At 61.0% G+C, this 19378-nt stretch carries 19 protein-coding genes; 18 read left to right on the top strand and 1 reads right to left on the bottom strand.

The genetic code is table 11. From position 1 onward, the window contains the following. Positions 1–89 precede the first annotated feature (89 nt). Positions 90–542 carry a nucleoside deaminase gene (locus tag K0O24_RS00235; RefSeq protein ID WP_425514752.1) on the top strand — a complete coding sequence of 151 codons (453 nt, stop codon included), beginning with the start codon at positions 90–92 and terminating at the stop codon, positions 540–542. Between the two features lie 328 nt (positions 543–870). Continuing rightward, entirely contained in the window at positions 871–1260 is a 390-nt protein-coding gene (locus K0O24_RS00230) for an MAPEG family protein (protein WP_219893857.1), read from the top strand. A gap of 294 nt (positions 1261–1554) precedes the next feature. Here the strand turns inward: K0O24_RS00230 and K0O24_RS00225 are convergent, their stop codons facing one another. Continuing rightward, positions 1555–1950 carry a hypothetical protein gene (locus K0O24_RS00225; protein WP_219893856.1) on the bottom strand — a complete coding sequence of 132 codons (396 nt, stop codon included), beginning with the start codon at positions 1948–1950 and terminating at the stop codon, positions 1555–1557. 224 nt (positions 1951–2174) lie between these two features. On the opposite strand from K0O24_RS00225, the gene K0O24_RS00220 reads away from it, so the two are divergent. The 16 genes from K0O24_RS00220 (at position 2175) to murB (ending at position 19377) form a co-directional block, all read left to right on the top strand. Next, complete coding sequence (locus K0O24_RS00220; protein WP_219893855.1) at positions 2175–3494, top strand: hemolysin family protein; 1320 nt, start codon at positions 2175–2177, stop codon at positions 3492–3494. A 76-nt stretch (positions 3495–3570) separates the two neighbouring features. Beyond that, positions 3571–4560 (top strand): cysteine synthase A, encoded by a 990-nt coding sequence (locus K0O24_RS00215; RefSeq protein WP_219893853.1) that lies wholly within the window; start codon positions 3571–3573, stop codon positions 4558–4560. Positions 4561–4612: 52 nt separating this feature from the next. Further along, positions 4613–4858, top strand: coding sequence for a hypothetical protein (locus tag K0O24_RS00210; RefSeq protein ID WP_246611064.1), 246 nt, complete (start codon positions 4613–4615; stop codon positions 4856–4858). A 13-nt stretch (positions 4859–4871) separates the two neighbouring features. Continuing rightward, a complete protein-coding gene (locus K0O24_RS00205) occupies positions 4872–5594 on the top strand; it encodes a GldG family protein (RefSeq protein ID WP_219893852.1) in 723 nt (240 codons plus the stop codon). 243 nt (positions 5595–5837) lie between these two features. Next, on the top strand, positions 5838–6323 hold the full coding sequence (locus K0O24_RS00200) for a division/cell wall cluster transcriptional repressor MraZ (protein ID WP_219893851.1): 486 nt from the start codon (positions 5838–5840) through the stop codon (positions 6321–6323). After that, positions 6320–7261, top strand: coding sequence for a 16S rRNA (cytosine(1402)-N(4))-methyltransferase RsmH (rsmH, locus tag K0O24_RS00195; RefSeq protein WP_219893850.1), 942 nt, complete (start codon positions 6320–6322; stop codon positions 7259–7261). Before K0O24_RS00200 ends, rsmH begins: the two co-directional genes overlap by 4 nt. Continuing rightward, positions 7258–7860 (top strand): hypothetical protein, encoded by a 603-nt coding sequence (locus K0O24_RS00190; RefSeq protein ID WP_219893849.1) that lies wholly within the window; start codon positions 7258–7260, stop codon positions 7858–7860. The genes rsmH and K0O24_RS00190 overlap by 4 nt, the downstream gene beginning before the upstream one ends. After that, positions 7857–9551, top strand: a complete 1695-nt coding sequence (locus tag K0O24_RS00185) for a peptidoglycan D,D-transpeptidase FtsI family protein (protein WP_219893848.1) — start codon at positions 7857–7859, stop codon at positions 9549–9551. The genes K0O24_RS00190 and K0O24_RS00185 overlap by 4 nt, the downstream gene beginning before the upstream one ends. After that, positions 9551–10966, top strand: a complete 1416-nt coding sequence (locus K0O24_RS00180; RefSeq protein WP_219893847.1) for a UDP-N-acetylmuramoyl-L-alanyl-D-glutamate--2,6-diaminopimelate ligase — start codon at positions 9551–9553, stop codon at positions 10964–10966. The genes K0O24_RS00185 and K0O24_RS00180 overlap by 1 nt, the downstream gene beginning before the upstream one ends. Next, on the top strand, positions 10963–12336 hold the full coding sequence (locus tag K0O24_RS00175) for a UDP-N-acetylmuramoyl-tripeptide--D-alanyl-D-alanine ligase (protein WP_219893846.1): 1374 nt from the start codon (positions 10963–10965) through the stop codon (positions 12334–12336). Before K0O24_RS00180 ends, K0O24_RS00175 begins: the two co-directional genes overlap by 4 nt. After that, complete coding sequence (gene mraY, locus K0O24_RS00170; protein WP_219893845.1) at positions 12336–13406, top strand: phospho-N-acetylmuramoyl-pentapeptide-transferase; 1071 nt, start codon at positions 12336–12338, stop codon at positions 13404–13406. The genes K0O24_RS00175 and mraY overlap by 1 nt, the downstream gene beginning before the upstream one ends. Beyond that, on the top strand, positions 13403–14680 hold the full coding sequence (murD, locus tag K0O24_RS00165; protein ID WP_219893844.1) for a UDP-N-acetylmuramoyl-L-alanine--D-glutamate ligase: 1278 nt from the start codon (positions 13403–13405) through the stop codon (positions 14678–14680). Before mraY ends, murD begins: the two co-directional genes overlap by 4 nt. Next, the gene (locus tag K0O24_RS00160; RefSeq protein WP_219893843.1) at positions 14677–15879 is read left to right on the top strand and encodes a peptidoglycan glycosyltransferase FtsW; all 1203 of its coding nucleotides are present in this window, start codon (positions 14677–14679) and stop codon (positions 15877–15879) included. Before murD ends, K0O24_RS00160 begins: the two co-directional genes overlap by 4 nt. Further along, positions 15876–17039 (top strand): undecaprenyldiphospho-muramoylpentapeptide beta-N-acetylglucosaminyltransferase, encoded by a 1164-nt coding sequence (murG, locus tag K0O24_RS00155; protein WP_219893842.1) that lies wholly within the window; start codon positions 15876–15878, stop codon positions 17037–17039. Before K0O24_RS00160 ends, murG begins: the two co-directional genes overlap by 4 nt. Further along, positions 17036–18445 carry a UDP-N-acetylmuramate--L-alanine ligase gene (gene murC, locus K0O24_RS00150; RefSeq protein WP_219893840.1) on the top strand — a complete coding sequence of 470 codons (1410 nt, stop codon included), beginning with the start codon at positions 17036–17038 and terminating at the stop codon, positions 18443–18445. Before murG ends, murC begins: the two co-directional genes overlap by 4 nt. Beyond that, entirely contained in the window at positions 18442–19377 is a 936-nt protein-coding gene (murB, locus tag K0O24_RS00145) for a UDP-N-acetylmuramate dehydrogenase (protein ID WP_219893839.1), read from the top strand. The genes murC and murB overlap by 4 nt, the downstream gene beginning before the upstream one ends. The last annotated feature ends 1 nt before the right edge of the window (position 19378 follow it).

Genomic DNA, 19378 nt, shown 5'->3' with positions numbered 1-19378 from the left:
GAATGTGAATCGGATTATTCCGGAAAGCCCGCGCCCCTAACGGCTGGGGCGGCTTTCGTCAACACCAAGTGGCGGCTATGGCATCGCCGATGAACATTCTCCTGTCACCCTTCATGAGTCAGGCACTCGAACTGGCCGCCAGTGCCGCCGAGCGCGGTGAAGTGCCGGTTGGCGCCCTGATCGTGCGGGAGGGCCGGGTGATTGCGACGGCAACCAATGCCATGTGCAACGGCCATGATCCGACGGCGCACGCCGAAATGCTCGCCATCCGGAACGCGGCAGAAACGCTTGGGAACCAGCGGCTCGACGGGTGCGACCTGTGGGTCACGCTGGAACCCTGCGCCATGTGCGCGGGCGCGATATCCCACGCGCGGATCGCACGGCTCTATTATGCAGCCTCCGATCCCAAGGGCGGTGCCGTCGAACACGGCGCGCGCGTCTTTGCTCAGGACACCTGCCACCACCGTCCCGAAGTCTATTCCGGCATGGGCGAAGCCGAATCCTCGACCATGCTGCGCGCCTTCTTTGCAGAGCGGCGGTGAGGGGTGTCTGAAAAGCCATGGCTGAAACGGGGATCCAAGGTCCCGAAAGCGGACTGTCCGGGATCGACCCCAATCCTGTCGTTGGGGCTGGTCGGTGAACGGGCAAGACTGGGCCGGGAACGGACCGGCGGGTTTCGGTCGGCCGTTTTGAGTTCCGCGGTTCCCAATGCTTGGCTAATGAGTGGACTGGCCCCGGAATTCCTGGCCCACGCACGCAAAGATGCGCATAGTTTAAGGTAGGTGTCGGCTGCATAGTCGTAATTCAATTGACCCAGCCAAATTGACCAACATAGTGACCGCGATTTTCAAATTGGGAGGGCAAGGGACTATGACGACCGATCTGACAATGCTGGTGGCAACTGCGCTGTTGTGCCTCGGCATTCCGTTCATTTATGGGTTTGGCCGATTCAAACAGCCTGGTGGCGCGGCTTGGGCAGCAGGCAACCGCGAGCAAGCCTTGGCAGTACCGGCTTGGACCGAGCGCGCGGTCAAGGCCCATGCCAATCTGATCGAGAGCCTTGCGCCATTTGCGATTCTGGTGCTCGTTGCGCATGTGTCGGCCCGGGCAAACGCCGCGACAGCGCTGGGAGCAGAAATCTTCTTTTGGGGCCGGGTCGCGCACCTGGCGATTTATGTCGCCGGTATTGCTTATTTGCGCACGCTGGCATGGTTTGGTTCGTGGGTTGGTGGCGCGATCATTCTCGCGCAGATTTTCTGATAGTCCCAAGAAACTTGGGGCGGGTTTATTCCCGAACCTGTTGGTTCGCGCAGGCTGGATGACGCCATTCGCAAATTCCCTTGCTCGATTTGAACGGCGGCTTTCGTGAATGGCCTGAGAGAGCCGGAACGACCAAACTTGGGGCGCATTGCTGCCAGGCCGCTAAACTACGTGCGAAAGGCTGGTTCCGTCAAAAGCTGCCGTTTGCGCACCGACCGGGGAACGGCTTGAAATGGAACGTGTGCCGACGTCACATTGCACGCTGTAAATGTCCGCAATCCACCCCATAGCGCCCTATGAGCCAGTCGCAGACGGATCGATGACGGCAAGGGCAAGCGAGCCATAGGCTAGGCCGGTCAGTGCTCCCAGCATCAGCCATATGACCAGCACGGCCAGGGCGTTCGACAAGGAGATCGAATTTTGGGCGACATCCCATGCCAGAAAGGGGAGTGACGGGATGCCGGTCATTACCATGCCCCCGATTGCAAAGTGAAAGGCGGCGCGTCGCCCTGTTCGCAGCAGGAAGGCACGAACGGCGAGTCCGAACAGCAGTTGGACAGCATAGAGGAGCCACACATAACCGATGGCAACCCATAGGAGCCGCGTGAAGTCGCCGCTTGCCTTGTAAACAATGGCACCGAGAATGGCTGCCGGCACCGGCGCCAACAGGAACGCTCGCACTTCTCTCATTTGCCGCCCCAAGCCATTCCTTTCCAAATGCCTGTATTGATGATCGCTTTCCAGCCCAAATCGCACATCGGGCCCTCGCACCCGTCCGGCCGAACCCTGCCGCCGGTATCTTTTTACCGCTGCTGAGTGACACGCAGGACAAGGCCCAGACGGGTCGGGCGCTGCCCGGCATTGGCAGGGGCCTTGCAGCGCTGGCCATTCCCCTGCAATAAGGGGGCAAGGCTATGGCTGCATCCCTCTCACCCGTGCTTCATCCCTTTCCCTGGATTGATTGCGTCATCATTTTCGGGCTGGTTGCGCTCAACGGCGTTTTTGCCATGTCCGAACTGGCGATCGTTTCGGCGCGTCGGCCAAGGCTGGATGCGATGGCCCGCAAGGGCAGCAAGGGTGCGGCCCGTGCAATGGCGCTGGGCGCTGACCCGGGGCGATTTCTTTCCACCGTGCAGATCGGAATCACCCTGATTGGGATCATTGCGGGCGCCTATTCCGGGGCCAGCCTTGGCGGACCGACGGGGGAGCGGCTTGCCGTGCTCGGCGTCCGTGAGGATTGGGCCGAAACGCTCGGGTTTGCGATCGTGATCGGCATCACGACCTTTGTTTCGCTGGTCATCGGCGAACTGGTGCCGAAGCAGTTCGCCTTGCGTGCGCCGGAACCGATTGCAGCGGTCATGGCGTTGCCGATGCAATGGCTGGCCCGCATCACCGCCCCCTTTGTCTGGCTGCTGGACAATACAAGCGCGCTGATCTTCCGAATCCTCCGCCTCAAGCGCGAAACTCAAAGCCATGTGACGGCCGAAGAGCTTCACCTGATCGTCGCCGAGGCGAGCAAGTCAGGCGTGATCGAAGAGAGTGAGCGCGCCATCATATCCGGCGTCGTCCGCCTTGCCGACCGGCCTGTGCGCGAAGTCATGACGCCGCGCACCGAAGTGGCCTGGGTCGATGTCGATGCGAGCCCGCAGGACCTGCACGATGCCATCCTCGAGTCCGGCCATAGCCGCCTGCTCATTGCAGAAGGGTCCGTCGACAAGGTGATCGGTGTGGTCCAGTCACGCGACATTGTCGCAGCGCTGCTCAATCGCTTGCCGCTCGACATGCGGGCACTCATGCGGACAGCGCCGATTGTTCCGGATCAGGTCGATGCAATGGACGCATTGGGCGTGCTGCGTGGTGCGGAAGTGCCCATGGCCCTGGTCCATGATGAATATGGCCATTTTGAAGGCATCGTGACGCCGGTTGACCTTCTGGTCGCCATTGCGGGGGGCTTTGCCTCTGACGCCGATGACGATGGCGAACCCGCGCTGGTGGAACGCGAGGATGGCAGCTTGCTGGTTGCCGGGTGGATGGCGGCAGACTCGCTTGCCGAGCGCCTTGGCCTGACGCTGCCGGAAGACCGGGACTATGCAACAGCCGCGGGGTTCGTGCTCGAAACGCTCAAGCACATTCCGGAAACCGGGGAATGGTTCGAGGCGCAGGGCTGGCGCTTTGAAGTGATCGACATGGACGGTCGCAAGATCGACAAGCTGCTTGTCTCCAGCACGCGATGAGTGATCAAGCCCTGTGAGGCAGGTGAATAGGATCACTTGCTTGCGCATGGCCCAAAAGGCGGGCTAGTCAGTCGATATGGCTATCGTTCCGAATCCGCTTGCCCTGATCGGCAATACACCGCTTGTCCGGCTTGAAGGCCCATCGGCCGAAACGGGGTGCGAGATCCTCGCCAAATGCGAATATGCGAACCCGGGGGCCTCGGTTAAGGATCGCGCGGCGCTGTACATCATCGAGGATGCCGAAGCGCGCGGTGTGCTCGCACCCGGAGCGATGATTGTCGAAGGCACGGCGGGCAATACCGGTATTGGTCTTGCCCTTGTGGCCAATGCAAAAGGGTATCGCACGACGATCGTGATGCCTGAAACCCAAAGCCGCGAGAAAATGGATACGCTGCGCGCGCTGGGTGCGGAGCTGGTCCTTGTTCCGGCAGCGCCTTTCTCCAATCCCGGGCATTTCGTTCATACCTCGCGGCGGATTGCAGAGGAAACACCTGGTGCTCTCTGGGCGAACCAGTTTGACAATACCGCAAACCGCAAGGCCCATATTCACGGAACGGCGGAGGAAATCTGGGAACAGACCGGCGGCAAGGTCAACGGATTCACCTGCGCAGTCGGGACGGGGGGTACGCTTGCAGGGGTCGGCCTCGGGCTGAAAGCCAAGAACCCGGACATCACCATCGCGCTGACCGATCCGCATGGCGCGGCGCTCTATAGCTATTATGCCTGTGGCGAACTGAAGGCAGAGGGCACGTCGGTTGCAGAAGGGATCGGGCAGGGGCGGATAACGGCCAATCTCGATGGCGCCCCGGTCGACACGCAGTTTCGCATCTCCGATGAAGAGGGACTTTTCTGGATGCGGCGCCTTCTCCACGAAGAAGGGCTGTGCCTTGGCCTTTCCTCAGGCATCAATGTGGCTGGTGCAGTTGCGCTGGCCCGGCAGATGGGCCCCGGCAGCACCATCGTGACGATCCTGTGCGATACGGGATTTCGCTATCTTTCCACGCTCTACAATCCGGAATGGTTGCAATCCAAGGGCTTGAGCCTATTCTCTCCCCCAACGGGGTAATTTGCAAAACGGCCGCGTGTTCCCTGGACAGCGGCCTTGGAGAGAATTGCGCATGGCAGACGAAAAGCGTCGCGATGGAATGCAACGCGTGCGCGTGGGCCTGACCGGACTTGCCGTCGTGTTGCTGATTGTCACGCTTGCAACAGCGGTGCTCAGAACAGTTGACCAGCAAGCCGTGGGGAATGTCGCGCCGCCGAATGTGGACAATGCGGACAAATCGAAGGATGAACCCTTGGCTGATCTGGGTGTTGCCCCGGGCGCTCCGGCGGAAAACGCAGCGAAGCCGGTTGGAAAATAGGACAATTGATCATGTGCTGTCGGGGCTGAGTGTCCTGGCCGCCGCTCTCTTTCTTGCTGCCTGCCGGCAGGGGGCGGCAGAACCAGTTGGCAGCCGGATTGTCTTCATGACGGCTTTGCCATTGTTCCCCGCCAGCGCCGCCCCTGCCGAAATCCTGAACGGCCCGGACCAGCGCGCTGCAATCATACGTGCCTTGGCAGCGCGCCACCATATCATTCCGATTGCCCGCTTGGACGAAAAGGCCCTCGTGGGCTCCATGCTGATCGTTGCCCAGCCACGAGGACTTGCCGGGGAGGAACTCGTCGCGCTGGACGCCTGGGTGCGTCAAGGCGGCAAGGCTCTGATCTTCTCGGATCCCGAACTGGTCTGGCCTAGCGAACTGCCCTTCGGCGACCCGCGCCGCGCACCGCCGATCGGTCTGCTCGACCCGCTACTTTCCCATTGGGGGCTGGAGTTGGTTTCGCCGGCCATGAATGACGATGGTCCCGTGAAAAGGATTGGCGTTGGAAAGTTTGTGGTGGCCGTTGCCTGGGCTGGAAAATGGCGAACAGACAATCCCGACTGCAAGATTGAGAGCGATGCGTTTATCGCCGCGTGTCGGATCGGCAAAGGCCAGGTTGTGCTTGTTGCAGACGCAGACATGCTGGACGAACGACTTTGGCAGTCCAGCGGCTCAGACAATGAGTCCGCTGTTTTGGACATGGTCAGTCGAGTCGCGCGCTCCGGACATCATTGAAAGATGCGGATAAATGGAACATAACAAAAACACGTGACCTCATAAGAGAGTAATAAGCGCGTTTTTTGCATAATATCCCCGTTTCACCCGTAAAAACCCGTTGTATCCCCAATCTCCGGCTGATAACCCTGCAAGATCAAAGGGCGGGGTTGTCCTGGAGTCAAAAATTGATTCGGAAACGGTTCTGCGCTGTTTTCGAAGCCAGGAGACGTTTGCCCGCGGAAATTTGGGGCGGGATTTGCAGTGAGCGAACGGGCATTGTTCAGGGGGAGCGCGCTCAACGCGGTTGACGCGAAAGGTCGCGTCGCGATCCCCGCCGGACTCCGCCAAGCTGTCGAGGCCAATGGAGATGGCCGCAACCTCATTATTGCGAAACATGAGAGTGATCCGTGCCTGATCGGCTATGATCATGGCTGGTCTTCGCTGCTGCATGCACGGCTCAATCGGATGGAAGATCGCGAAGCGGATGCCGGTCGCGACTATAGCCGCCACAATCCAAACCGCCGTGCATTCGGCCTTGTCGAAGACGTACCATTCGATGCGAGTGGACGCTTCATCATGCCGGCGATGCTTCGCGATCGCGCGAGGATAGCCGATCTGGCCTTCTTCATCGGTACAGGTGACACGTTCGAAATCTGGAATCCCCGCCTCCTGATCGAAACGCCTGGAATTGACGAAGAACTGAAGGAAGTCGTCGCGTATCTCCTGAAAACCCGAGGTGCGGCATGAACCCCGCCGCCGCGCCGCACGTTCCGGTCCTTCTGGACGAAGTGATCGCCGCCCTCTCTCCATGCCCCGGTGAGCGGCACGTCGATGGCACTTATGGTGCCGGCGGCTACACACGGGCCATCCTCGCAAAAGGTGCCGAAGTCATCGCATTCGATCGCGACCCGGACGCGATTGCAGCGGGCAAGACAGACAAATCCAAGCTTTTGACGCTGGTCGAGGATCGCTTTTCGCGCATGGCCGATCATGTTGATCAGCCGGTCGATGGCGTGACCCTCGATATCGGTGTGTCGTCCATGCAGCTTGACCGGGCAGACCGGGGCTTTTCATTTCAGGCCGACGGTCCGCTGGACATGCGGATGGAACAAGCAGGCGAGAGTGCTGCGGATTTCGTCAACACGGCGGACGAAGAGGAAATTGCACGGGTCATTTACGAATATGGCGAAGAGCCGAAGTCCCGGCGTATCGCGCGGAGCATTGTTGCGGCGCGGCCGCTTTCCCGTACCACTGAACTGGCAAGCATTGTGCGTCGTGCGTCCGGCTACAAGAACGGCGACAAGAAGGATCCGGCAACCCGGACGTTTCAGGCCATCCGCATCCACGTCAACCGCGAACTCGAGGAACTTGAAGACGGACTGGCTGCGGCGGAGCAGGTTTTGAAGCCTGGCGGCAGGCTTGCTGTCGTGACCTTTCATAGCCTTGAAGATCGACTGGTGAAGCGCTTTTTGAAGTCGCGAAGCGGCGCCTCTCCCTCAGGTTCACGCCATTTGCCGGAAACGGCCAAGTCAGGCCCCAAGCCGACCTTTGCAAAGGTCGGAAAGCCCGTCCGGGCGAGCGCAGCTGAACTTGCCCGCAATCCCCGTGCCCGCTCAGCAACTCTCCGGGTCGCACATCGTACTGATGCCGCACCCTGGCCCAAAGAAAGGAAAGGAACGTCATGATTGCCCAACGCTTTCGTCCGGTTGGATGGGTGATCGGCATCGCTGCTGCCGCCTGCATCCTTTACATGATCTCGCTGCAGGTCGCGACGCAGCGCGGTCGCCTCGAAGAAATCGATCGCAAGATTGCGATGACCAAGCGGGACATCCGCCAGCTGCAAACCGAACTTGGCACGAGGGCGAGCCTGCGTCAGCTTGAACGCTGGAACAGTGATGTCCTGTCGCTCAGCGCGCCAAAGGCCAATCAGTATCTGCGCGATGAAGCTGCGCTTGCGACGCTGGATCGTTCGGGCCTTGGCGACGCGCCCTCCGCTCCGCCGCCAGTCATGATGGCCGTCATGACGCAGCGGCCTGCCGAAGCAGCCTCTTCGCAGTCGCTGCTCACCAGGTTGACATCGCCAGCATCGGCACCAAAGCCCCTGACCGCAACGGACAAGGCCGTGCAGCAGGCAATCGCACCGCGCCAGACCGCTCAGGCTGCCGCAGCGCGGTTCCAGAAGGTTGCCTTGCTGGATCAGTCCCTGCTTGATCGCTCAACCCTGAGTGCGCTGTCCCGGACGGCAGTTTCCGAAACGAAGGAAGCGGATAGAACACACCCGTGACAACCCTCGTCGCCCGGCCGCAACGAACTCGCCACGCTGGCGCGCGCCAGACCAATATTCTCGTCGCGCATCAGCGGTTGATGTTGCTGATGCTGCTGTTCATTGTTGGTGCGTTGGTCATTGCCACACGTCTGATCTGGCTCAACTTTGACACGGGCAACGGTCGCGCCTCGGCTGATGCGTTTGGCTTGGCGGCGCGGGGCGACATTGTTGATCGCAATGGCGAAGTTCTTGCGCGCACGATTGAAGCGTGGTCGATTGGCGTTCATCCGAACAAGCTTCTGGGGCGGCCGGAAGACCTTGCGCCGCAACTTGCGCGGCTGATGCCCGAGCGAACCGAGGCCGAATATCTTGCGATCCTGAAATCCGGCAAGAACTTTGCCTATCTGCGCCCTCGCGCTATGCCCGAACTGGTTGCGGCGGTAAATGCTCTGGGTGAGCCCGCCATGGCCTATGCTCGAGAGCCGGAGCGGCTGTATCCGCAAACAACCCTGGCCGCCCATGTGATCGGCTATACCGACTTTGACGGTCGCGGCGTGATGGGGATGGAGCGCGTCCTGAATGACAGCTTTGCCGATCCGCTCACACGGGGAAAACCTGTTGCGCTTTCGATCGACAAGCGTGTGCAGGCTGCGATGGAAAGCGAACTTTCGGCTGCCATGATCGACCTGCAGGCCATTGGCGCCACGGGCCTCGTTCTCGATGTGAACACCGGCGAAATCATTGCCATGGTCTCGCTGCCGGTCTTCAACCCAAATCGCAGCGGCGAAGCTGATCCCGAAGCCATGCGGAACAATGTCACGCAAAGCGTCTACGAACTGGGCAGCACCTTCAAGATGCTGACGATGGCGAATGCGATCGACACAGGCGTCATTACTGACCTTGGCCGCCGTGTCGATGCGACCGCACCCATTGAAATCGGTCGCTTCAAGATAAGCGATGATCACCCGCAACGGCGCTGGCTCAACGTGCCGGAAACGCTGGTCCACTCGTCCAACATTGCGACTGCACGTTTTGCGGATGAGCTTGGCGCCGAACGCACCGAGGCTTTCTTCCGCAAGCTCGGCTTCGATTCCTCGCCGCACGTTGAACTCAGGGAGCGCGGTCATCCGCTCTGGCCGCAAAGCTGGGGTCGCCTTACCACAATGACGGTCGCTTATGGACACGGCATTGCCGTTTCGCCGCTGCATCTGGCCAGCGCCTATGCCGCACTCGTCAATGGCGGAATCTGGCGCCCGGCGACATTGATGAAAGTGCAACCAGGGCAAGAGGCTAAGGGACGTCGCATCATTTCAGCCCGTACCAGCATGATCATGCGCAAGATGTTTCGCCTCGTTGTGACTGAAGGAACCGGCAAGAATGCCGATGTCCCCGGGTTCAGGATCGGCGGCAAGACAGGGACCGCCGAAAAGGCCGGCGTTGGCGGATATTCCAAGACAAAGAATGTTTCGACATTCGCAGCAGCCTTCCCGATGGATGCACCGCGCTATGTCGTGATCGCCATGCTCGATTCACCCAAAGGAAGTGCAACGTCCTTCGGGCAAACAACTGCGGCTTATACCGCTGCTCCGGTGGTGGCGAAGGTTATCGCCCGCACTGGTCCGATGCTCGGCGTATTCCCGGACACCAGCCGTGAAGTCGATCTCGCAGACATGATGCCACTGCTCTGGAAGGGCAAGGAGGAGCATTGATGCGGCTTGGCACGCTTCTTGGCAGCGATGACGCAACTCCGGTTACGGGCTTTGCCATTGATCATCGCAAGGTTGCGCCCGGCAATATCTTTGGCGCGTTCAGGGGAAGTGTTGTCAACGGAGAGGACTTCATTCCCGCGGCAATCTCTGCCGGTGCCATTGCGGTCGTTGCAGATCCTCAGGCCAGCGTGGACGGTGCCGTTCATATACGCGATTCAGATCCCCGTCGTGCCTTCGCGTTGTTGGCCGCGCGATATTTTGCGCCGTTCCCCGAAACCATTGTCGCCGTGACCGGGACCAACGGGAAAACATCGACGGTAGAACTCACGCGGCAACTCTGGCGCATGGCGGGCCTGAGCGCTGCCTCGATCGGCACATTGGGCGTGACCACACCTGACGAACGTGTCGTGACAGGGTTGACGACGCCAGACATCGTGACCTTCCTGTCGAACATGGCCGGGCTGAAACGCGAAGGCGTCTCGCACGTAGCCTATGAAGCCTCCAGCCATGGATTGCACCAATACAGGGCGGAAGGCCCTCGCGTTGTGGCCGGAGCATTCACCAATCTCAGCCGCGATCATCTCGACTATCACGGGGACATGGCGGCCTATTTCACGGCCAAGCTGCGTCTTTTTTCGGAAGTCATCGCCGATGACGGGACCGCCGTAATCTGGGCCGATGACGATCATGCCCATCGCGTGGTCGATCTTGCGCGCGAACGCGGGCTGAAGCTGATCCGCGTCGGAGAAGCCGGAGAGGAATTGCGCATCATCGAGAGGGCGCCAACCCAACTCGGCCAGACGCTGACGGTCGAGTGGGAAGGATCGAAGCATAAGGTCAACCTGCCCCTGATCGGGGCTTATCAGGCGGCGAATGCGTTGACATCCGCAGCCCTTGTCATTGCAACGGGCGGCGATGTTGCAACGACACTTGCAAATCTTGCCCGGCTGCAGCCAGTCAGGGGGCGGCTCGAGCGCGCCTGCATCACGCGCACGGGCGCTCCGGTCTATGTCGACTATGCCCACACACCCGATGCTCTGGAAGCCGCGATTGCAGCTCTGAGGCCGCATGCAAAGGGCAAGCTCGTCCTCGTCTTCGGCGCGGGCGGCGATCGCGATACGGGAAAGCGCAAGGACATGGGCAAGATTGCTGCGCGCGACGCCGACCTGGTGATCGTCACGGACGACAATCCGAGAAGCGAGGACCCGGCCTCAATTCGCCGCATGATCCTCGAAGGCGCTCCGCAGGCGACTGAAATCGGCGGACGACGCGAGGCTATCGCGAGCGCGATTGCGGGAGCAGGACCGGCTGATATCGTCCTCCTTGCAGGCAAGGGTCATGAGCAAGGCCAGATCGTCGGCGACAGGGTCCTGCCCTTCGACGATGTGACCGTCGCACGGGAATGCGCAGCATGAGTGCCCTTTGGACCTCTGTTGAAATCGAAGCCGCGACAGGTGGCACGGCTTCGGTGCCGTTCGCCGTGACGGGTGTTGCCTTCGATTCGCGCGAAGTTGGTCACGGAGACCTTTTCATTGCGCTGAAGGGAGAAACCACAGACGGCCATCGCTTTGTTGATGGCGCATTCGAACAAGGTGCCGCCGGCGCGATCGTGTCGCAACCGGTGGCCCATCCGCATGTCCAGGTGGCGGATACGACCGCTGCACTGGATGCCCTTGGGGTCGCAGCCAGGGAGCGTACCGCGGCGAAGATCGCGGGCGTAACGGGGTCGGTCGGCAAGACCGGCACCAAAGAGGCGCTGTCTGCCGCGCTCGCGCGGGGCAAGAGAGGCGCGGTACATCGATCGGTCAAAAGCTATAACAATCATACCGGCGTGCCGCTCAGCCTGTCGCGCATGGCGGCAGGCAGCGCCTTTGGTGTTTTTGAAATGGGAATGAACCACGCCGGTGAAATCGCCGCGCTGACGAGGCTGGTCAGGCCGCATGTTGCCGTGATCACGGCGATTGCACCGGCCCATATCGAATTTTTCGACTCGATCGAAGGCATCGCCGATGCCAAGGGCGAGATCTTCCAGGGCCTTGAACCCGGCGGGACGGCCGTCATTCCATTTGACAGTCCGCATCGGGACCGTCTGATCGGCCATGCAAAGCCCTATGCAGCGAATATTCTCACGTTCGGAAGCGGCGAGGGGGCCGATGTCCGGGCGCTCGACGCAATCCCGAGCGCAAACGGGACAATGGTGACGGCGCGGTTGCCCGAGGCGGAGCTGGCCTTCACCCTGTCGCAGCCCGGCGCACACTGGGTTTCCAATGCGCTCGCCGTGTTGGCCGCTGTCGACGCACTTGGCGGCGATCTTGCGGCTGCAGGATTGGCGCTTGCAGATTTTGGCGGCCTTGAGGGTCGCGGCGCACATCACCGTATTCGTATCGGCGATGGTGAAGCGCTGGTCATCGATGAAAGCTACAATGCCAATCCCACGTCGATGGCAGCGACGCTTGAGGTTCTCGGCAACACTGCAGCCGCGCGCCGCATCGCCGTTCTCGGCGCTATGCGGGAACTCGGGCAGGACAGCGATGCGCTTCACGCTGGTCTTGCCGGGTCGGTCATTGCGGCGAACGTCGATTATGCACTTCTCGTCGGATCGGGCATGGAGCCTCTTGCAAAGGCTCTTGAAGGCAAGATCGACTCCGCACATTGGCCCGATGCGTCGTCGGCTGGGGAGTCGCTCCAGAAGCTCATCCGTCCCGGCGATGCCATTCTCATCAAGGGTTCGAACGCAATCGGCCTGGGCCGGATCGTCACAACTCTGACCGGCGGGCAAAACTGATGCTGTACCTTATTGCCGAATATCTCCATTTTCCCGGCATCCTGAACCTGATCCGCTATCTTTCGTTCCGCACGGGCGGCGCGGTCGCGACGGCGCTTGTCATCGGTCTGCTGATCGGACCGAAGTTCATTGGCTGGCTGCGCGTTCGTCAGGGCAAAGGTCAGCCGATCAGGGACGATGGCCCCCAGTCGCATCTGGCGAAGGTCGGCACGCCGACAATGGGCGGGTTGATGATCCTGACTGCGGTCGGCATTTCGATCCTGCTCTGGATGGACCTGCGCAACATCTATGTCTGGTCGTGCCTCCTTGTGATGGCTGGCTTTGGCCTCGTCGGGTTCAAGGACGATTATGACAAGGTGAAGAAGCGCAGCCACAAGGGACTTTCGGGCCGCGTCCGGCTGCTCTTCGAGTTCCTGATCGCGGGCGTCGCGGTCGGCCTGATCACCTGGCAGTCCGGGACCGAGCTCTATCTGCCATTCGTCAAGGGGCCGGTCGCCGACCTTGGCTATTTCTATATTGTCTTCGGGGCTTTCGTGATTGTGGCTTTCGGCAATTCGGTCAACCTGACCGACGGGCTTGACGGGCTTGCCACGATGCCGGTCATCATTGCCTGCCTTGCGTTCATGCTGATTGCCTATCTGGTAGGCAATTTCAAATATGCGGAATATCTTGGCATCCCCTACGTCAAGGGCGCGGGTGACCTGACGGTCCTGTGCGGAGCGATCGTCGGCGCGGGGCTCGCCTTTCTCTGGTTCAACGCACCTCCGGCAGCCGTCTTCATGGGCGATACCGGAAGCCTCGCGCTTGGGGGCACTCTGGGCACGATTGCAGTCGTTTCCGATCATGAATTTGCGTTGGCCGTCATCGGCGGACTGTTTGTCGTCGAAGCGCTTTCGGTGATCATCCAGGTTTTCTGGTTCAAGCGCACCGGGCGGCGCATCTTCCGCATGGCGCCCATCCATCATCATTTCGAACAGCTTGGCTGGTCAGAGCCAACGGTGGTCATCCGCTTCTGGATCGTCTCGTTCGTGCTGGCGCTGGCCGGACTATCAACGTTGAAGCTGCGGTGATTGTCTCTCCTGCCTTTCGCGGCAAACGCTATGCGGTGCTTGGGCTGGCGCGCTCCGGCCTTGCGACCGTGCGGGCGCTGGTCGCGAGCGGGGCTCATGTCGTTGCCTGGGACAGCAAGGAAGATGCCCGGGCCGCTGTCGGCGATGGCGTGGTCCTGTCCGATCCGCTCGAGATTGATCTGGCGGGATTTGACGGCGTCGTTGTCTCGCCGGGCGTCCCGATCAATCGACACCCGATTGCCGACAAGGCCCATGCAGCCAATGTCCCGCTGATCGGCGATATCGAACTCTTCTCTCAGGCTCGCCCCAGCCTGCCGCCGCACAAGGTCATTGGCATCACGGGGACCAATGGCAAATCGACGACTACGGCATTGATCCATCATATCGTCGAAACTGCAGGCATTCCGGCGCGTCTGGGTGGCAATATCGGCTTGCCGATCCTCGGGCAGGAGCCATTGCCGGAAGGCGGCGTCTATGTCCTCGAACTGTCGAGCTATCAGATCGACCTCTGCCACGCGCTCGATTGTGATATCGCGGTCCTGCTCAACATCACGCCGGACCATCTTGATCGGTACGACGGATTTACTGACTATGCTGCTGCCAAGGAACGCCTCTTTACAATGCAGCATGTCGACAAGGTCGCCGTCATCGCGACCGAAGATGACCGGACGAAGATGATCGCCAGCCGGATCAATCATCGGCTGATGCGTGTCTCGTCCAAACAGGTTGGCGACCAGTCCCGCTGGCCATCGCTCCAGGGGCCACATAATGCCCAGAATGTGGCGGCTGCCAGGGCAGTTGCCGAAGTGCTGGGGATCAAGGCGAGCACAATCGAGGAAGCGCTGCACACCTATCCGGGTCTGCCCCACCGCATGGAGCGGGTGCGTGAACTTGGTGGTGTCCTTTACGTCAATGACAGCAAGGCGACGAACCCCACATCGACGGCGCCTGCTCTGGCAGCCTACCCGGCAATTCACTGGATCCTTGGCGGACGGGCGAAGACCGAGGATCTCGACGCGTGCGAACCGCATTTCAGCCATGTTCGCGCAGCCTATACAATTGGGGAATCGGCCGGAATGTTTGCATCGCTGCTGAAGGGCAGCATGCCCGTATCCGAATGCGGTTCGCTGGATGTCGCCGTGCTTGCCGCAAGCAAGGCGGCTGTTGCCGGAGAAACGGTTCTCCTGTCCCCGGCTTGCGCATCCTTCGATCAGTTCACGGATTTCGAAGCGCGGGGCGATGCCTTTCGCGCGGCTGTGGAGGCTTTGGCATGACGGCGGTTTCAGCCCGCAAACGGGGAACTGGCAGGGTGGTCGCGCGGCTTGGGCGGGGGGATCGTTCTCCGCTGGGCCTCTGGTTCTGGGAAATTGACCGCGTCCTTCTGTTGCTGGTGACGGTTCTTCTCTCGATTGGACTTGTTGCGGTCGCCGCTGGATCGCCAGCCGCCGCAGCACGATATTCCGGTGCGGGCCTGACAATTTCGCCGCTTGCCTATTTCTGGAAGCAACTGGTCTGGGTCCTGCTGGGATTGCCCGTGATGATCGGCATTTCGATGTTGCCGCAGCAGGTTGCGCGCAGGCTGGCGCTCGCCGGCGCATCCTTTTTCAGCGTGATCCTGGCGCTCGTCCCGATCATTGGCAACGAACGCAATGGCGCGACCCGCTGGATCGGCTATGGCTTTGCACAGTTTCAGCCTTCGGAGTTCCTGAAGCCGCTCTTCATTGTCGCGATTGCCTGGATCCTGTCGCTCCGGGTCCATGATCGCGCGCTGCCGGTTGTACCGATCACCTTCCTGCTGACCGCGATTGTTTCGGCGTTGCTCATGATGCAGCCTGATTTCGGCCAGACGGTCGTTTTTGTATCGGTCTGGATGGCGCTGATGCTGGTGTCCGGAATGTCGATGCGCACCATGGGCGCGCTTGGCGGCATGGGGTCGCTCGGGATCGTGGCAGCCTATTTCCTCTATCCGGTCGCAAAGACCCGCATCAACAATTTCCTCTTTGCCGATGGTGACACCTATCAGGTCGATCAGGCGCATGCTACGCTGACCGCAGGCGGCCTGTTCGGCACCGGGCCCGGCGGCGGCGAAAAGAAATTCCATTTGCCCGAAGCGCACACCGACTACATCTTTTCCGTGATCGGGGAGGAGTTCGGCCTGATTGCCTGCATGGCCATAGCGGCGTTGTTCCTTGCCATTGCAGTTCGCGTCTTCGTAAAGCTGCTTGACGAAGAGGACGCCTTCCTCGTCTATGCATCGGCGGGCCTCGCGACCCAGTTCACGGTTCAGGCTTTCATCAATATCGCCGTCAATGTGGGCCTTGCGCCATCCAAGGGGATGACGCTTCCCTTTATCAGCTATGGCGGCTCATCGATGATTGCCTTGTCGATCGGCTTTGGACTTCTTCTCGCCTTCACGCGGAAGAATCCCTATCTGTTGCGTTCACCCTATGTGGTCAAATGGAGCAGCAGATGAGCGTTTCACGCCACTTCGTTCTCGCTGCAGGCGGCACTGGCGGGCACATGATGCCTGCGCACGCGCTCGCGGCGGAGCTTGTGGCGCGCGGGCATCATGTCGCGCTGGTTACGGATGAACGCGGCGCCCGGATACCCGGGTTGTTTGAGGATGTGCCGGTGCACATTCTTCCCGCCGGACGGATCACGGGCAATCCCTTGAGCTGGCCGAGCGGCCTTCGCGCCATCTGGTCCGGCAGGCGCATGGCGCTGCGGCTGTACGATGCATTTGAACCGGCGGCCGTCATCGGCTTCGGCGGTTATCCGGCATTCCCGGCACTGTCCGCTGCGCATGCGGCCGGCATTCCGACGGCAGTGCATGAACAGAATGCGGTGCTCGGTCGCGTCAACAGGCTCGTAGCCAATCGGGTCCAGGCGATTGCGACGGCCTATCCGGATATCAAGAGGATCGCTGCCCGCAATCTCGTGAAGGTGCACCTCGTCGGGAATCCTGTGCGCGAGGACGTGCTGGCATTGCGCGAGCGGCCTTACCCGCTTCTCGATGCGGACGGCGTGTTTCGCGTTCTGGTCATCGGCGGCAGCCAGGGTGCAACGATCCTGTCGGATGTCGTGCCGGACGGGCTTGCCATGCTGCCGGAAGCACTTCGCCGTCGCCTGCAGGTGACGCAGCAGTGCCGGGTGGAAGATATTGATGCTGTCCGTGCCCGCTACCAGAAGCTCGGTATCCCGGCGGACCTTGCGACCTATATGACAGACATTCCCGAACGGCTGGCCTGGACGCATCTTGTCATCGGGCGCGCCGGAGCGTCGACAATTGCTGAGCTGACAGCCGCAGGCCGCCCGGCAATCCTGATTCCTTTGCCAAGCGCCACGGACGATCACCAGACCGAGAATGTCCGCGAAATGGTGGCAGCCGGAGGCGCGCGCGCAATCCGGCAAGACCGCTTCACCCCGGTTGAACTGGCCAAGCAGATGCAGAAACTGGGCCTTGATCCCCAGGGCCTGACTAATGCTGCGCGGGCGGCGCGCAATTGCGGGCGCCCGCGGGCGACTGCGGATCTTGCCGACCTTGTCGAAAGCCTCGGTCGCACGCCCGTCGTGGATGGCCTGCGCGCCAATGATTGGGCGCCCTCGCCGCGCCTGGCTGGGGCGACGGCATGAAGGGCGTCGCAACCGATATTGGCACCATCCATTTCATCGGCATTGGCGGCATCGGCATGTCGGGTATCGCCGAAGTGATGCACAACCTCGGCTACAAGGTGCAGGGCTCGGACATTGCCGAAGGCTATGTTGTCGAGGGGCTCCGCGCGCGCGGGATCAAGGTCATGATCGGCCACGATGCCGAAAACCTTGGCGATGCCGCCGTGGTTGTTACTTCGACAGCCGTCAGCCGTCAGACCAATCCCGAAGTCGAAGCTGCCTATGAGCGCCGCATTCCTGTGGTTCGTCGGGCCGAGATGCTCGCCGAACTGATGCGCCTGAAATCGACCGTCGCTGTCGCCGGTACCCACGGAAAGACGACGACGACCTCAATGATTGCGGCACTTCTTGACGCAGGTGGCATTGATCCCACCGTCATCAATGGCGGAATCATCAACAGCTATGGGTCGAACGCGCGGCTTGGCGACAGCGAGTGGATGGTTGTCGAGGCAGACGAGAGCGATGGGTCATTCCTGCGTCTTGACGGCACGATTGCCGTCGTGACCAACATCGATCCGGAACATCTCGATCACTATGGCGATTTTGACGGCGCCAAGGCGGCCTATGTGGAATTCATCGAGAATGTCCCGTTTTACGGTGTCGCCATTCTGTGCCTCGACCATCCGGAAGTGCAGGCCATCCTGCCGCGCATTCGTGATCGGCGGATCATGACCTATGGCTTTTCGGCGCAAGCGGACGTCCGTGGCGAGAATGTGACGCCCGTTTCCGGAGGGAACCGTTTCGATGCGGTTGTGCGGTCCCGGGATGGTTCGACACGGACGATCGAAGGCATAGAACTTCCGATGCCCGGTCGTCACAATGTGCAGAACGCGCTTGCCGCCGTAGGCGTCGCCCTGGAAATGGGTATCGCGGATGCGACCATCCAGTCCGGCTTTGCAAAATTTGGCGGGGTCAAGCGCCGCTTTACCAAGGTCGGCGAGGTCGATGGCGTGACGATCATCGATGACTATGGCCATCATCCGGTCGAGATCCGCGCCGTACTTGCCGCTGCCCGCGAAGGCGCGCGCGGTCGCGTCATCGCGGTTGTCCAGCCGCATCGCTTTTCGCGTCTCGGCAATTTGATGGATGAATTCCAGCAGGCGTTCAATGATGCAGATATCGTCTATGTCGCTCCGGTTTATGCTGCTGGTGAAGCGCCGATTGAAGGGGTGAATGCTGCCACGCTGGTCAAGGGACTGAAACAGCGCGGACATCGCTCGGCGGCCGAGATTGCCGATGCGGCCAGCCTCGCAGCCGAACTGGCTGAAGTCGCCCAGCCGTTGGACCAGGTGATCTGCCTGGGTGCGGGGGACATTACAAAATGGGCAGCCGGCCTTGCCGATGCCATCCGGGCAGCGCGGGCATGAGCGGGATCGAAACTCTTGCCCCGGTGCGCGGCAAGCTGTCGGCCAATGCGCCACTGGCCCCCCTTGTCTGGTTCAAATCGGGTGGACTGGCAGAATTTCTGTTTGAACCGGCGGATGTAGATGATTTGCAGGCCTTCGTCCGGGACCTCGACCCAGCGATGCCGCTTTGGCCGCTGGGGTTGGGATCGAACCTGATCGTCCGCGATGGCGGTGTTCCCGGCGTCACGGTCCGGCTCGGAAAGCCATTTGCCAAAGTCGAAAAAGTCGACGCCGTCACGCTGCGCTGCGGCGGCGGTGCTTCAGGAATTCTTGTGTCCTCGACGGCACGCGACGCCGGGATTGCGGGTCTCGAATTCCTGCGCGGCATTCCGGGCACCGTCGGCGGCTTCGTGAAGATGAATGGCGGCGCCTATGGCCGCGAAGTGCGGGATATCCTTGTCGAGGCCGATGTCGTACTGCGGTCCGGCGAGCGAGTGACGCTGCCGCTGGCCGAGCTTGGCTACACCTATCGCCATTCCACCTTGCCGGAGTCCTGCATCGTTGTCGGTGCAACCTTCAGGGGCACGCCGGGTGAGCCTGCCAGCATTGGCAAGGAAATGGACCGCATCGCTGCCGAGCGGGAATCGTCCCAGCCACTGCGGTCCAAGACCGGCGGGTCGACCTTCAAGAATCCGGCGGGCCACAAGGCCTGGCAACTGGTGGACGAGGCCGGGTGCCGGGGACTGAAAGTCGGCGGCGCGCAAGTTTCCGAAAAGCACACCAACTTCCTGCTCAATCTCGGAGACGCAACAAGCGCCGACATCGAAGCGCTGGGAGAAGAGGTGCGCAAGCGGGTCAAGGCCAAGTCCGGCATTGAGCTGGAATGGGAAATACAGCGTGTCGGCGTGTTGGCCGACGACGCCAGCAAAGAGCGCGTGGGAGTGTCGCAGTGAG

Origin of the sequence: Aquisediminimonas profunda (genome assembly GCF_019443285.1) — a bacterium.
Classification (GTDB): Bacteria; Pseudomonadota; Alphaproteobacteria; order Sphingomonadales; family Sphingomonadaceae; genus Aquisediminimonas; species Aquisediminimonas profunda.
The sequence above is the reverse complement of the archived record's forward strand: the minus strand, read 5'-3'. Positions and strand labels throughout refer to the sequence as shown.

Coding starts and splice junctions, on each gene's coding strand:
- K0O24_RS00235 (WP_425514752.1), top strand. CDS start 90: ATGAACATTCTCCTGTCACCCTTCATGAGTCAGGCACTCGAACTGGCC.
- K0O24_RS00230 (WP_219893857.1), top strand. CDS start 871: ATGACGACCGATCTGACAATGCTGGTGGCAACTGCGCTGTTGTGCCTC.
- K0O24_RS00225 (WP_219893856.1), bottom strand. CDS start 1,950: ATGAGAGAAGTGCGAGCGTTCCTGTTGGCGCCGGTGCCGGCAGCCATT.
- K0O24_RS00220 (WP_219893855.1), top strand. CDS start 2,175: ATGGCTGCATCCCTCTCACCCGTGCTTCATCCCTTTCCCTGGATTGAT.
- K0O24_RS00215 (WP_219893853.1), top strand. CDS start 3,571: ATGGCTATCGTTCCGAATCCGCTTGCCCTGATCGGCAATACACCGCTT.
- K0O24_RS00210 (WP_246611064.1), top strand. CDS start 4,613: ATGGCAGACGAAAAGCGTCGCGATGGAATGCAACGCGTGCGCGTGGGC.
- rsmH (WP_219893850.1), top strand. CDS start 6,320: ATGAACCCCGCCGCCGCGCCGCACGTTCCGGTCCTTCTGGACGAAGTG.
- K0O24_RS00190 (WP_219893849.1), top strand. CDS start 7,258: ATGATTGCCCAACGCTTTCGTCCGGTTGGATGGGTGATCGGCATCGCT.
- K0O24_RS00180 (WP_219893847.1), top strand. CDS start 9,551: ATGCGGCTTGGCACGCTTCTTGGCAGCGATGACGCAACTCCGGTTACG.
- K0O24_RS00175 (WP_219893846.1), top strand. CDS start 10,963: ATGAGTGCCCTTTGGACCTCTGTTGAAATCGAAGCCGCGACAGGTGGC.
- mraY (WP_219893845.1), top strand. CDS start 12,336: ATGCTGTACCTTATTGCCGAATATCTCCATTTTCCCGGCATCCTGAAC.
- K0O24_RS00160 (WP_219893843.1), top strand. CDS start 14,677: ATGACGGCGGTTTCAGCCCGCAAACGGGGAACTGGCAGGGTGGTCGCG.
- murG (WP_219893842.1), top strand. CDS start 15,876: ATGAGCGTTTCACGCCACTTCGTTCTCGCTGCAGGCGGCACTGGCGGG.
- murC (WP_219893840.1), top strand. CDS start 17,036: ATGAAGGGCGTCGCAACCGATATTGGCACCATCCATTTCATCGGCATT.
- murB (WP_219893839.1), top strand. CDS start 18,442: ATGAGCGGGATCGAAACTCTTGCCCCGGTGCGCGGCAAGCTGTCGGCC.